Here is a 13,527-nt window from a genome sequence, read left to right on the forward strand (position 1 = left end):
AGCGGAGAAAGAGGGATTCGAACCCCCGGAGGTGTGACCCTCAACAGTTTTCAAGACTGCCGCATTCGACCACTCTGCCATTTCTCCTGAGTGCCTCATCAGCTATTTGCTGAATGCGGGTGCAAATATAACAAGCTTTTTCAATTTAATACAACTAAAATCTCATCTTTTTTAAACTAATTTTTATCCTTTTAAAAATCAACAGGTTTCAGATGAAAATCATATATAAATTAATAATAAAATTTTCATTCAGATCATTTTAAACCTTTACACATCTCCCCAGTCTATATTTATGAATCTCTTATAATTAATTAGTATCAAAACTGCTATATTGGCGAATTATTAAAAATTAAATCTTAATTATGAAAAAAATATTGTTTTTAGCCTTTCCAGCCCTGCTTGTCGCATGTGGCGCGCAAAACAAGAAAATAGAGAACGCAGATCCTATGGAGTTTGCTAACACCATCACTGCCTCAGAATTGAAAGAGCACCTATATACTTTTGCCAGTGATGAATACGAAGGAAGGAACACTGGTGAACCTGGTCAGAAAAAAGCAGCTGAGTATATTGTAAATGAATATGAAAAGATAGGTATTAAAACACCAAAGGCTATGAATAATTATTACCAGGTAATACCCACTGAATATTTCAAAGGTAAGCTGAAAGCTTCAGAAAATGTTCTTGGTTTTATTGAAGGTAGTGAAAAACCGGAAGAGGTGCTTGTGATCTCCTCTCACTACGATCATGTAGGGGTAGATGATAAAGGTAACATCTACAATGGAGCAGATGATGGTGGCTCGGGCCCTATGGGTCTTTTAGAAATTGCAGAGGCATTTGCTGAGGCTAAAAAAGCGGGATATACTCCTAAACGCTCCATACTTTTTCTACATCTTACTGGCGAAGAAAAAGGACTTTTAGGATCAAAATATTATACTCAGAATCCTGTAATGCCTCTTGAAAATACTGTTGCTAACCTTAATATGGATATGATTGGCCGAATAGATCCTGCACATGAAGGTAATGATAATTATATCTATTTAATTGGAAGCGACAGGCTGAGCACAGAACTTCATGATTTAAGCGAAGAGGTGAACAATAAATACATGAATATGGAACTGGATTATAAATATAATGACGAAAACGATCCAAATAGATTCTATTACAGAAGTGACCATTATAACTTCGCAAAAAATAACATTCCCGTAATATTTTATTTTAACGGGACACACGCAGATTACCATAAACCTACCGATACTGCTGAAAAGATAAGCTATTCAGCGTTGGAAAAAAGAGCTAAGCTCGCTTTCCTAACGGCCTGGGAGATCGTAAATCGTGACGCTAGACTTGTAGTTGATAAAGCTGAAGAAACTACTGCAGGAAAATAATCTTTTTTATCTAATAACAGAAAGAGCCTCGTCGTATAGCGGGGCTTTTTTTATTTGTTCCTGGAGGTGAGTATGGAGATGGGAGATTTTCAGAGTTCAGAGTATGTAATTTATAGTTCATAGACCTCAATCACTGCGCTTCTTTTAAATAACTTTTTTTAATAAGATATCCCGAACTGAGGGAGAGATCTTTTAAGTTGGTGAGTAGGCCGTAAACTGTAGAGCTCCGTAGTTAGTAATTCCTAGTTCGTAGTTGGTAAATCAAAAATTAGTTTTTGTCTTCCAGCAACGGTACAAATCTAAAAGCACCAAATTCCTTCCTATCAAATTCTTTTGCTGATTTTCTTATGAACAAGGTCATGGTTTGCACTTCAGTACCTACCGGAATTACCATCCTCCCCCCTACTTTCAACTGGCTCAGCAAATCTTTAGGCACTTCTGGCGCACCAGCGGTTACAATGATCTTTTCATAAGGGGCGTATTCCGGAATGCCTTTATACCCATCACCAAAACTGAGATGTTTAGGGCGATAACCCAGCTTGGAAAGGAAGGTTTTTGTTTTTTTATAAAGTTCACGCTGACGTTCAATACTGTATACTTTTGCTCCGAGTTCACAAAGCACCGCAGTTTGATAACCGCTTCCTGTACCTACTTCCAGCACCTTATCCCCTTTTTTAATTTCCAGAAGTTCAGTTTGAAAAGCAACCGTATAGGGCTGAGAAATTGTTTGATCTGCAGCTATGGGAAATGCCTTATCCTGATAGGCATGGTCTTCAAAACTGCTATCCATAAAAAGATGCCTCGGAATTTTTCCAATTGCAGCAATCACCTTTTCATCGGTAATTCCTTTTTTTTTCACCGTTCTAACCAGTTGCTGCCTTTTCCCCTGATGCCTATACGTATCCTTCAAGATTTTTTGTGCTTTTTCTGGCTATAAATTTAGGCAATGCTTCTGATTTATCCCAAGCAAATAGCCTCCGGGATTTGGCCTAATTTTATAAAGTATTTAATATCAAAATACTATTTTTGTGAAAAATGCAATAAATATGCTGAAAGCAGGAGTCCTGGGCGCCGGCCATCTGGGAAAAATTCATCTGAAATTATTGAAACAGTCGCAGGAATATGAACTTATTGGTTTTTATGATGCTAATAAGGAAAGTGCAAAAAAAATTGCAGAAGAATTCGGTTATAAAATGTACGAGAACCTGGATGAACTCATTGCCGAAGCCGATATGATAGACGTGGTAACCCCCACTTTAGCGCATTTTGAAATTGCTAAGAAAGTGATCTCTGCTGGTAAGCATCTTTTTATTGAAAAGCCAATCACCAATACCTACGAAGAGGCTGAAGAGCTCATTAAACTCGCCAAAGAACATAAGGTAAAAGGCCAGGTGGGTCATGTAGAGCGATTCAATCCGGCATTCCAGGCAGTTTCAAACCGCATAGAAAACCCTATGTTTATTGAAGCGCACAGGTTAGCTGAATTTAATCCACGCGGGACAGATGTCCCGGTAGTGCTGGATCTTATGATCCACGATATAGACGCTGTTCTGAGTGTAGTTAAATCTGAAGTAAAGAAGATAAATGCCAGCGGTGTTTCAGTAATTAGTGATACTCCAGATATCGCCAATGCAAGGATAGAATTTGAGAATGGCTGTGTTGCGAATCTCACCGCAAGCCGGATTTCTATGAAAAACATGAGAAAATCACGATTCTTTCAGCGGGACGCTTATATTTCAGTAGATTTTCTGGAGAAGAAATGTGAAGTGGTAAAGATGAAGGATGCTCCTGAAGATCCTGATGATTTTGCGATGATCCTTCAGAATGCTGAAGGCGTAAAAAAACAAATTTATTTCGACAATCCAGATGTTTCTCCTAATAATGCCATTCTGGAGGAACTGGAAAGTTTTGCCGATGCCATAAATAACGATAAAGAACCTGTGGTAACCATGCAGCAGGCTGCCAAAGCGCTTCAGGTTGCCAATCAGGTGATTGCTAATTTTAATTTATAACTATAAACTGGATTTTCAATATTATACCGTCAAGCTGAACTTGATTCAGCTTCTCAAAATAAAGATCCTGAATCAAGTTCAGGATGACGTCCCACGAAAATCTTTGAAAAAACTTACAAAATGAAAAATATTGCAGTAATAGGAGCGGGAACTATGGGAAATGGGATTGCCCATACCTTTGCTCAAAGCGGTTATAAAGTTGAACTTATAGACATTTCAGAAGAGAGTCTTAAAAAAGGAATGGATACTATTTCCAAAAATCTCGACCGGATGATCTCCAAAGAGAAAATCACGGAAAATGATAAAAAGTCGACACTAAATAATATTACCACGCATACCGATATTTCTGAAGGGGTTGGTAATGCCGATCTGGTGGTAGAAGCTGCCACTGAAAATACTGAATTAAAGCTGAAGATATTCAGACACCTGGACCAGCAAACATCTGCAAATACGATCCTGGCTTCCAATACTTCTTCAATCTCCATCACCCAAATCGCTTCAGTGGTTTCAAATCCGGAACGAGTAATTGGAATGCATTTTATGAATCCCGTACCGGTGATGAAACTGGTAGAGATCATTAGAGGTTATAACACTTCAGATGAAGTGACTGGAAAAATCATGGACCTTTCCAGGGATCTTAATAAAGTTCCGGTAGAAGTGAACGACTATCCAGGATTTGTTGCCAACAGGATTTTAATGCCCATGATCAACGAAGCCATTGAGACACTTTACAACGGCGTTGCGGGGGTTTACGAAATCGATACGGTGATGAAACTGGGAATGGCGCATCCTATGGGCCCACTTCAGTTAGCAGATTTTATTGGTCTTGATGTTTGTCATTCTATTCTTGAAGTGATGTACGATGGCTTTAAAAATCCTAAATATGCGCCCTGCCCGTTATTGACCAATATGGTGAGAGCAGGAAAAATAGGAGTGAAATCTGGTGAAGGTTTTTATGATTACTCTGAAAGCAGAAAAGCTGAAAAAGTATCGGAGCAGTTTAGTAGTAAATAGTATTGAGTAGTTAGTATTAAGATTTCTCCCTTCGGTCGAAATGACAAATATTTGTCATTTCGAAGGAGTGCATAAACACGACTGAGAAATCTCTTTTATGAAAAAAAATAAATTTGACAAAGATACTTCCATTCAAAGCAGTAAGACCAACCCGCGAATATGTCGGGTTGGTGGCTTCTCGCTCCTACGAAGATTATAGCGAAAATGAGTTAAAAGCTCAGCTGGAATTTAATCCATATTCTTTTTTACACATTATAAATCCCGGGTATAGATTTCAGCACAATATAGCCGGTGAGAAGCGTTTTGGAATGGTGAAGAACCGCTATCTGGAATTTAAGGAAGAGAATATTTTTAAGCAGGATAAAGAGCCCTGCTATTATATCTATAAAATTAAAACCAGGGAAGCGTCCTGTTGCGGAATTATAGCAGCGGCAAGTGCTGAAGATTATGAAAAAAATGTAATTCGGCGTCATGAAGATACCATTGCGCATCGGGAAGAATTATTTAAGGAATATCTAAAGGTGGTAGGATTTAATACAGAACCTGTGCTGCTTACCTATCCCGATAATTCCGTGATCAATGAACTACTGAAAGAAAGGATGAAATCCAGACCAGAATATGAATTTGCCACCTATAATAAAGAAACTCATTCCCTTTGGCTAATCGATGAACCTGCGAGTATTGAAAAAATAAAGCAACAGTTCAGCGCGATGGAAAAACTTTACATTGCAGACGGGCATCACCGCAGTGCTTCCTCCTATTTGCTGGCAAAGGAAAGCCAGGAAAATAATCCAGATCATACGGGGAAGGAGGCTTATAATTTTTTTATGAGCTATTTAATTTCTGAAAGCAATCTCAGAATATTCGAATTCAGCAGATTAATCAAAGACCTTAACGGTTATACAAAAGAAGAGTTTTTAATCCTGCTGGATGAATGGTTTCGTATAGAGAATCGTGGTTATGAGATTTATAAACCTTCTAAAAAGCATCATTTCAATATGTATCTCGATGGTGAATTTTATTCCCTTTATTTAAGAAAGACCAACTATGAATTTACTGACTCCCTTAGCAAATTGGATTCTTATATTTTATATGAAAAGATCCTGAAACCGGTACTTGGCATTCAGGATCTTAGGTACGATAACCGCATTTCTTACATTCATGGGCGCAATGATTTGATTGAATTAAAAACCCGCGTAGATAAAGGGGAATTCGCCGTTGGTTTTGGGATGCTCCCCGCAGGAATTGAAGAAATCAAACAAATTGCCGATGAAAATTTGACCATGCCGCCAAAAAGTACTTATATTGAACCTAAGTTACGCAGTGGTCTCACCATATATGAGTTTTAACTTTTTTTAAATCGAATGTCCGCCCTACAGGACTAAAATTATCCTTAATTTAAAAAATAAAATAAAGGATGGATATATCTGAAAACATTAAAAAATATAAAAGCGAACTTCCTGATAATGTGAAGCTCGTTGCAATATCTAAGACCAAACCTAACGAAGATATCCTGGAGGCTTACAGATCTGGACAACGCATTTTTGGCGAAAATAAGATCCAGGAGATGACCGATAAATCAGAAAAACTTCCTGAAGATATTGAATGGCACATGGTGGGTCACGTTCAGCGAAATAAAGTGAAATATATGGCGCCATATGTTTCCCTGATCCATGCCGTAGACAGCTTAAAACTTCTAAAAGAGATCAATAAAAGAGCAAGGCAGAATGAAAGAACCATACAATGCATGCTCCAAATCAAAATTGCGGAAGAAGACTCAAAATTTGGCATAGATGCTGAAGAAGCAAAAGGGATTCTAAATTCAGAATCTTATTCCAAAATGGAACACGTAAAAGTTATCGGACTAATGGGAATGGCTACATTTACAGAGGAGGAAGATCAGGTGAGATCAGAATTTAAATATCTGAAGTCAGTTTTTGATAAATTCAAAGACGAATTTCCGGAGCTAAAAGAGCTTTCTATGGGTATGAGTGGTGATTATAAAATTGCCGTAAATTGTGGGAGTACAATGGTTCGAATAGGAAGTAGTATTTTTGGTGAACGGAATTATAATTAACGAAGGAGAGCGAATTTGTACGCGATATTAGACATAGAGACTACGGGTGGTAAATACAATGAAGAAGGGATTACCGAAATAGCAATTTATAAATTTGATGGTCAGAAAGTCGTAGACCAGTTTATAAGCCTTGTAAATCCTGAACAACCCATCCAGCCATTTGTTGTTAACCTTACCGGAATAAATAATGATATGCTTCGCAATGCTCCAAAATTTTACGAGGTAGCTAAGCGAATTGTAGAGATCACTGAAGATTGTATCCTGGTAGCCCACAACGCAAAATTTGATTATAGAATCTTACGCACTGAATTCCGCCGTTTAGGTTTTGAATTTGAACGAAAGAGTCTTTGCACAGTAGAACTTTCCAAAAAATTAATCCCGGGGCTTCCTTCATACAGTTTGGGTAAATTGGTACGCTCCCTTGGTATTCCTTTAAGTGACCGGCATAGAGCCGCAGGCGATGCGCAGGCAACTATAAAATTGTTTAAAATGCTCCTTACAAAAGATGTGGGAAAAGATATTTTGAAAGAGCATGTTCGTAAAGAACCCAAAAGAAGTATGGATACCAAATTGGTCTTCATATTGGAGGAGCTGCCTTCAGAAACCGGTATTTATTATTTCCATGATGAAAACGGTGAAATTATTTATATAGGCAAATCAAGAAATATTCGAAAAAGGGTTAATCAGCATTTTACCAATGAAAATCCCAAGTCAAGAGAAATGCAGCGCAATGTGGCCTCTGTTTCTTATGAACTAACAGGGAATGAACTTATCGCACTTTTAAAGGAAAACCAGGAAATAAAAGAGCTAAAGCCTAAATATAACCGGGCATTAAAAAAGGAAATTTTCAGCCATGCTATTTATCAGTTCACAGATGATGATGGTTATGTAAATCTCAAAATTGGTCGAGCAAATAAGGCCAAAAAAAATATAACCACCTTTAGTTCATTGAGATCTGCTAAAAATTCTCTGGAGAAATGGGTTACAGAATATGAATTATGCGAACGTCTTGCAGGCCTTCACGGCGGTACTGGAAACTGCTTTGCGTACACCATAAGAAGTTGCCATGGTGCCTGTATAGAGGAAGAAATACCGGAAGATTATAATGAGAGGGTTTTAGAACTCATCAACAGATACTCGTACGATAATCAAAATATGCTATTGATTGGACGAGGCCGCGAAATAGATGAAAAAAGTGCCCTGCTTATTGAAGATGGAGAGTTTAAGGGAATTGGTTATTTTAACCTGAACCACCAAATAAACAATCTCGATATTATACGTTCTATCATTACCCCCATGCATAATAACAGAGATGCCCAGCATATCATTCAGAGCTTTTTGCGAAAAAAACATAATTTTAAAATTATTCAGTTATCTGTTCAGGAATAGACTGCGAATTTTTTATATTTTTAAATTACTGTGGAAGAAAATAATTCAATGCCGCACTGGAGATTTAAACTTCATGAAATTATTTATGAAGCTGATACCCCTGCCGGTAAATTCTTTGATATTGCCATTCTCGTAGTTATTCTAATAAGTGTTGCGCTGGTAATGATGGAAAGCGTCACAACGCTACTGCTTAAATATTCATGGGAATTTTATATAGCAGAATGGATAATTACGGGGATATTCACCATAGAATATATTCTTCGAATTATTGCCATTAATAAACCCAAACGCTATATTTTTAGCTTTTACGGGATGGTAGATCTTTTATCTACGCTCCCAAGTTATATCGGTTTTATCTTTGGAGGAGCCAATTTACTATTCGCCATCAGAGCTCTTAGATTGCTTAGGATTTTTAGAATTCTTAAAGTTACCCGGTACATTGGTGAATCCCGAAAACTGATTTCAGCATTAAAAAACAGTAAAGCAAAGATCCTGGTTTTTCTTTTTGCAGTTTTAATTATTTGTATTATCGCCGGAACTTTAATGCACCTGGTAGAAGGGAGTGGTGCTGGATTTGACAATATCCCGTTGAGCATTTATTGGTGCATTGTTACTCTTACTACCGTTGGATTTGGAGACATTGCACCGGTGACTCCATTAGGACGCCTTATAGCCTCTCTAATTATGATCACCGGTTACGGAATTATAGCTGTCCCTACTGGAATAGTAAGTGCTGAATTCAGTAAAGCGACAGATAAACCCATTAACAACACCCAGGTGTGTCCTAACTGTAATGAAGGAAAACATTTAGATAATGCTGAATTTTGCCATAATTGCGGATATAAATTAAATGTATAATTACCTGGTTAATATCGTTGGCCCAACAGCAATTGGAAAAACATCCCTTTCCATCAAAATAGCCCAATCATTTAAAACCGAAATCATTTCAGCCGATTCCAGGCAATTTTTTAAAGAGATGAAGATAGGCACGGCAGTTCCTGATGATGAAGAACTGGAAGCTGCTCCGCATCATTTTATTCAGCATATTTCAGTTGAAGAAGAGTATTCTGTAGGAGATTTTGAAAGAGCCGCTATCAAAAAACTGGAAGAGCTTTATAAAGAACACCCCATGGTGGTCATGGTTGGCGGCAGTGGCCTGTACGTTAAAGCCGTAACTGAAGGCCTGGATGAATTTCCTAAAGCTGATCCTGATATTCGTAAAAATCTAAATAAACACCTTGAAGAAGATGGTATAGATTGGTTACAAAAGAAGCTTTTTGTGCTGGATCCCGAATATTACAAAACGGCAGATGTGCAAAATCCCCATCGTCTGATACGGGCATTGGAGATCTGTATAGAAACAGGAAAACCTTTTTCTTCCTTTCTAAATCAGGAAAAACCGCAACGTAATTTTGAAACTATAAAAATCGGGCTTACTGCAGATAGGGAAATGATCTACGAACGCATAAATAAACGCGTGGATATCATGATTGAAAATGGATTAATAGAAGAAGCCCGAAATTTATACCCACACAAAAATTTAAATGCCCTGAATACCGTAGGTTATAAAGAACTTTTTCAATATTTCGACGGAACAACAGACCTTGAAACAGCAATTTCAGAAATTAAAAAGAATACCCGCAGATTTGCCAAAAGACAACTTACCTGGTTTAGAAAAGATTCGGGAATTAAATGGTTTGAATTTGATGAAAAACCAGCGCGAATAATAGAATATATTCAGGAAAAGATCAATACTTAAAAATAAACCTTTTAGTAAGTATTCCTTCATTCGTCTGTATTTTTACTACATATACAGCTTCCTGCAAAGGTCCAAGGTCAATGCCATATTCAAAAGTACCTGTATCATAATCTTTTGCTGCAATAAATCTTCCGCGATGATCAAAGACCTCTATTCTCGAAATAGTAACATCGGCAGGTGTGGCAATCTTAAAACTTCCGGTGTTGGGATTGGGATAAATAAACACATATTCTGAGCCTTCCAAAGGAGGATCTTCACAAACATCATTTTCAGCATTGACAGTTACCGTTATTGTTTCCGTAGAAATATTTCCGCTGCTATCTTCCGCTAAAACCTGAACCTGATTTGTGCCAACCTCTTTACAGGAAAAAGCAGTCTTACTTAAAGTGTAGTTAACATTATCATCGCAATTATCGAAGGAGCCGTTATCTATATCTTCGATACTTATAGTAGCCGTGCCTTGCGTATTTAATTCTATACTAATATCATTTAATCGGAGTACCGGTGGCGTTATATCTTCAACTACTATTACTATATCACAAAAGTCCTCTTCTCCCTCTTTGGTATAACTCAATCTTATTGTATTGGCTCCTAAATCGCCACAGCTAAATTCACTTTTTGACAAACTGAAAGTTACACCCGTTGCATCGCCACTATAAAGTTCTTCTACTTGAATTTCAACCTCGCCATTTTCATCCAATATTTTGTTTATAGTAGACAAACATTCAAAATCAAAACCCTCTTCTTTTGCCAATACATTAATATCCACGCGTACGGTTTCAGAATTTAGTTCCCCATCATTCACATAATAGGTAAAACGATCTTCACCGGTAAAACCGCTATTTGGTGTATAAGTAAACGATCCGTCAGAATTTAGCTGAAGAGTTCCATTTAATACATCATTTGCTAAAACAGCTGTAATTTCATCCCCCTCTGGATCGATATCATTAGCAAGCACTCCTTCTGTAGCTGAAATATTGAGAGTGGTGTTAATAAAGGTTATATATGATTCAGAAACTGAAACGGGTGCCTGATTACCGGGCTCGTCTACTTCCACTAAAAGGTTAAAGCTACAGGTACTGGCATTTCCGGCAGCATCAAAAATTAGAAAATCCACCTGTGTATCCCCATTAATTGGAATATTCGCTGCGGGTTCCTGGATAACTTCGCCCAACCCACAATTGTCACTCAGCTCTAGTTCATTTCTGAAATCTGGAAGGAGGTAAGTATCATCTTCAGCAATAAAAACTGTTTTATCGGCAGGACAACTTACTACTGGAGGGGTATTATCTTTAAGAATTAATCTAAAAGTACAAGAATCTGTTTCTCCCTCAAAACTCGCAGTTACTGTAATGTTTGTTTCCTGATCTATTTTTGAGCCAATAGGTATGGATTGAACAAAAGTGGCATTGGAAGGAGAATAGTCAATTAGTGTAGAAAAATCCGGAACTATATACTCACAATTTTCATCTGCTTTAATTACACTTTCATTTTGAGGGCAATTCAGGGCAAACTCTGAAGTTTCATTAACCGTAATTCTAACTGTCGCCTCTGCTTCACCTTCACCGTCTGTAGCATAATAAACAAAACTATCTACACCGGTAAAATCAGTATTGGGAGTATAAATAAAAGAACCATCTTCTTCTAAAGTGATCGATCCATTAAATGGCCCTTCCTGCAAAAAGGCCCTCAGGGAATCCCCATCAGGATCTGAGTCATTGGCTAATACTCCTGGTGCGGCCACTGTTAAAACCGAATTTTCCTGCATGGAATATTCATCATCTTGCACTGTAGGTGGTATATAAGCATCTTCTCTGATAATTATAAGAAATTTACAGACTGTTTCATTTCCCGTAGGATCTGTAGCCGTAAATTCTATCCCGGTTTCACCTATGCTGAAAGTACTTCCTGAAGAAGGCCCGCCAGTTTGTTCCACGGTGACGGAACAATTATCGCTAACTGTGGGCACTTCAAACTCAACACTGGCTTCGTTTTGTCCCGAAGGCAGATTTTTGATGATATTTTCACAGTTTTCAATGAAAACCGGAGCCTCGCTATCAATAACTTCAATGCTAAAACTACATTCGGAAGTATTGCCAGATTCATCTGTAGCGATAAATGAAAGTGTATACTCTCCAACTGGAAATACCTTCCCGCTCTTTAGATCAATATCATCATTACGTTGTACAGTGACCTCTCCTCCTCCATTATCTGTGGCTACAGCGTTCTGAAAGTTTATCACAGCTCCACAAACGCCGGTGTCATTGTTTACACTGATATTTTCGGGACAGGTAATCGTTGGCGGCTCGTTGTCAGAAGAATCTTCTCCAACTATTATAGTTACAGTGGCAATTTCAGAATCAAGATCACCATCATTTGCTCTGTAGGTAAAACTATCAGTTCCACTGAAACCATTAGCTGGTGTATAAGTGAACGACCCATCAGCATTTAAATTCAGTGTTCCATTAGAAACATTATTTACTAAAGTCGCCGTAAGATTATCATTCTCAGCATCAGTATCATTCAATAAAATTCCATCTTCAGCATTTACAGAAAGTCTAGTCTCAAAAGGCGTGTTATAGGAATCATCATTGGCTTCAGGAGCGGTGTTTGGTTTTTCGTCTGAGACCACGGTCACCTGAACGGTACAGGAGTCTTCATTTCCGGCATTATCTGTAACGATCATCTCTACAGGATAAGTGGCCGCAGAGTTAAAAGTGGTTTGAGACAGACTGATACTCTTTATTCCGCAATTATCGGTGGACCCATTATTAATATCACTGATGCTTATTGATGCCGAACCGTTTACCAGTAAAATATCAAAATCACCTACACATTTGGCTATAGGATCAGTGAGGTCAAAAGAAGGAGTTCTTGAGTATATCTCTAAATCAAATTGTAAAGAAGTTCTATTTATATCCGCATTATTCAAATATAACTTACTATCACAAATTAGGTCATTAATTGCCAAATCTACTGGAAACCTAATTTCATTATCTTGATAGTAATACTCAAATTTCTGATTGGAATTAAAGATTTTAAAACCGAAGTCATTATTATTAATTCCTTGTTGTATATTATTAGCTAAGCCAAGGAGCTCAAGAAAATTCAATTGATCATAATTTAGAAATTTTTCAAAATCTACCCTCCCAGCATATTCTATGACATGAACAAAATCAAATTCGTCGACTACCACACTACCAGGGGAAATTATATTTGATAAGGTGCCTTGAAAATTTAAATCAGAATTAAAAAAAAGAACTTGTGGGTTATCGTCGCCAGCTTGGCTCACATACAAGGTAAATTCTGAATCTACATCTAATCTATACGGAATTTCTACAGAGTTTGTTTCATCGAGAAGAATTCCATTATTATCAAAAACCCTAACCCGACTTTCTTCTCCACTTTCACAAGTTGAACCATCATAATATTCAGCAACATATATATTATCATTATTATCTATTGCTAAACCTAATGGTCTGAAATATGATTTAGCAATTTCATTCGCTAAATTACCATTAGAACTAAAAATTTTCACTTTACCATTGTCCAAACAACTACCGCTTTCAAAATAATCTGCTATGTAAATATTACCTGAACTATCTATTTCTATATCCAAAGGACTATTTAAATCAGATGGACTAATTAATCGAGATCGATTGATAGTTCCATCAGGATTTAGTTTATCGACGCCATTCCCAAAAGAAAGTGTATAAATAAATCCTTGAGAATCTACAGCTGTAGAAATAATTATATTTTCGGATGAATTACTCCCAGCTGTACCCAGATCCCTTCCGGTAATATGAGTATAGGCCGGTGGAATATTTTCGGGTTCTTGCCCATAACCATTCAGAAAAAAAATAAAAAATAAGAAAATAAAAGTGCAAGCCT

The 13,527-nt window shown here is 37.4% G+C and carries 10 protein-coding genes and 1 tRNA gene; 8 read left to right on the forward strand and 3 right to left on the reverse strand.

The window, feature by feature from the left end; genetic code table 11:
- Positions 1-2 precede the first annotated feature (2 nt).
- Positions 3-87, reverse strand: a tRNA-Ser gene (locus tag Q1K34_RS17325).
- Positions 88-362: 275 nt separating this feature from the next.
- Here Q1K34_RS17325 and Q1K34_RS17330 point away from each other — a divergent pair.
- Complete coding sequence (locus tag Q1K34_RS17330; protein ID WP_300441813.1) at positions 363-1,385, forward strand: M28 family metallopeptidase; 1,023 nt, start codon at positions 363-365, stop codon at positions 1,383-1,385.
- A 268-nt stretch (positions 1,386-1,653) separates the two neighbouring features.
- Here Q1K34_RS17330 and Q1K34_RS17335 read toward each other — a convergent pair whose 3' ends face one another.
- Positions 1,654-2,295 carry a protein-L-isoaspartate(D-aspartate) O-methyltransferase gene (locus Q1K34_RS17335; protein ID WP_300441815.1) on the reverse strand — a complete coding sequence of 214 codons (642 nt, stop codon included), beginning with the start codon at positions 2,293-2,295 and terminating at the stop codon, positions 1,654-1,656.
- Between the two features lie 136 nt (positions 2,296-2,431).
- Between Q1K34_RS17335 and Q1K34_RS17340 the strand changes: the two genes are divergently transcribed.
- From Q1K34_RS17340 to miaA, 7 genes are all read left to right on the forward strand, one after another.
- Complete coding sequence (locus tag Q1K34_RS17340; RefSeq protein ID WP_300441839.1) at positions 2,432-3,397, forward strand: Gfo/Idh/MocA family oxidoreductase; 966 nt, start codon at positions 2,432-2,434, stop codon at positions 3,395-3,397.
- A gap of 120 nt (positions 3,398-3,517) precedes the next feature.
- Positions 3,518-4,411: a 3-hydroxybutyryl-CoA dehydrogenase gene (locus Q1K34_RS17345; protein WP_300441819.1), complete on the forward strand. Its 894-nt coding sequence runs from the start codon at positions 3,518-3,520 to the stop codon at positions 4,409-4,411.
- Positions 4,412-4,524: 113 nt separating this feature from the next.
- Positions 4,525-5,760, forward strand: coding sequence for a DUF1015 domain-containing protein (locus Q1K34_RS17350; RefSeq protein ID WP_300441822.1), 1,236 nt, complete (start codon positions 4,525-4,527; stop codon positions 5,758-5,760).
- A 68-nt stretch (positions 5,761-5,828) separates the two neighbouring features.
- Positions 5,829-6,488, forward strand: coding sequence for a YggS family pyridoxal phosphate-dependent enzyme (locus Q1K34_RS17355; protein WP_300441825.1), 660 nt, complete (start codon positions 5,829-5,831; stop codon positions 6,486-6,488).
- Between the two features lie 15 nt (positions 6,489-6,503).
- Positions 6,504-7,877 (forward strand): exonuclease domain-containing protein, encoded by a 1,374-nt coding sequence (locus Q1K34_RS17360; protein ID WP_300441828.1) that lies wholly within the window; start codon positions 6,504-6,506, stop codon positions 7,875-7,877.
- A gap of 48 nt (positions 7,878-7,925) precedes the next feature.
- Positions 7,926-8,735, forward strand: a complete 810-nt coding sequence (locus Q1K34_RS17365) for an ion transporter (RefSeq protein WP_300441830.1) — start codon at positions 7,926-7,928, stop codon at positions 8,733-8,735.
- Complete coding sequence (miaA, locus tag Q1K34_RS17370) at positions 8,728-9,636, forward strand: tRNA (adenosine(37)-N6)-dimethylallyltransferase MiaA (RefSeq protein ID WP_300441833.1); 909 nt, start codon at positions 8,728-8,730, stop codon at positions 9,634-9,636. The genes Q1K34_RS17365 and miaA overlap by 8 nt, the downstream gene beginning before the upstream one ends.
- Here the strand turns inward: miaA and Q1K34_RS17375 are convergent.
- A partial coding sequence (locus tag Q1K34_RS17375) for an Ig-like domain-containing protein (protein ID WP_300441836.1) occupies positions 9,626-13,527 on the reverse strand: 3,902 nt, incomplete at its 5' end. The genes miaA and Q1K34_RS17375 overlap by 11 nt on opposite strands.

It is taken from the genome of Christiangramia sp. (genome assembly GCF_029937855.1).
Classification (GTDB): Bacteria; Bacteroidota; Bacteroidia; order Flavobacteriales; family Flavobacteriaceae; genus Christiangramia.

Excerpts from the sequence above, each read along its gene's own strand:
- Q1K34_RS17355 (WP_300441825.1), top strand. The coding sequence starts at position 5,829 with ATGGATATATCTGAAAACATTAAAAAATATAAAAGCGAACTTCCTGAT.
- Q1K34_RS17345 (WP_300441819.1), top strand. The coding sequence starts at position 3,518 with ATGAAAAATATTGCAGTAATAGGAGCGGGAACTATGGGAAATGGGATT.
- miaA (WP_300441833.1), top strand. The coding sequence starts at position 8,728 with ATGTATAATTACCTGGTTAATATCGTTGGCCCAACAGCAATTGGAAAA.
- Q1K34_RS17365 (WP_300441830.1), top strand. The coding sequence starts at position 7,926 with ATGCCGCACTGGAGATTTAAACTTCATGAAATTATTTATGAAGCTGAT.
- Q1K34_RS17330 (WP_300441813.1), top strand. The coding sequence starts at position 363 with ATGAAAAAAATATTGTTTTTAGCCTTTCCAGCCCTGCTTGTCGCATGT.
- Q1K34_RS17340 (WP_300441839.1), top strand. The coding sequence starts at position 2,432 with ATGCTGAAAGCAGGAGTCCTGGGCGCCGGCCATCTGGGAAAAATTCAT.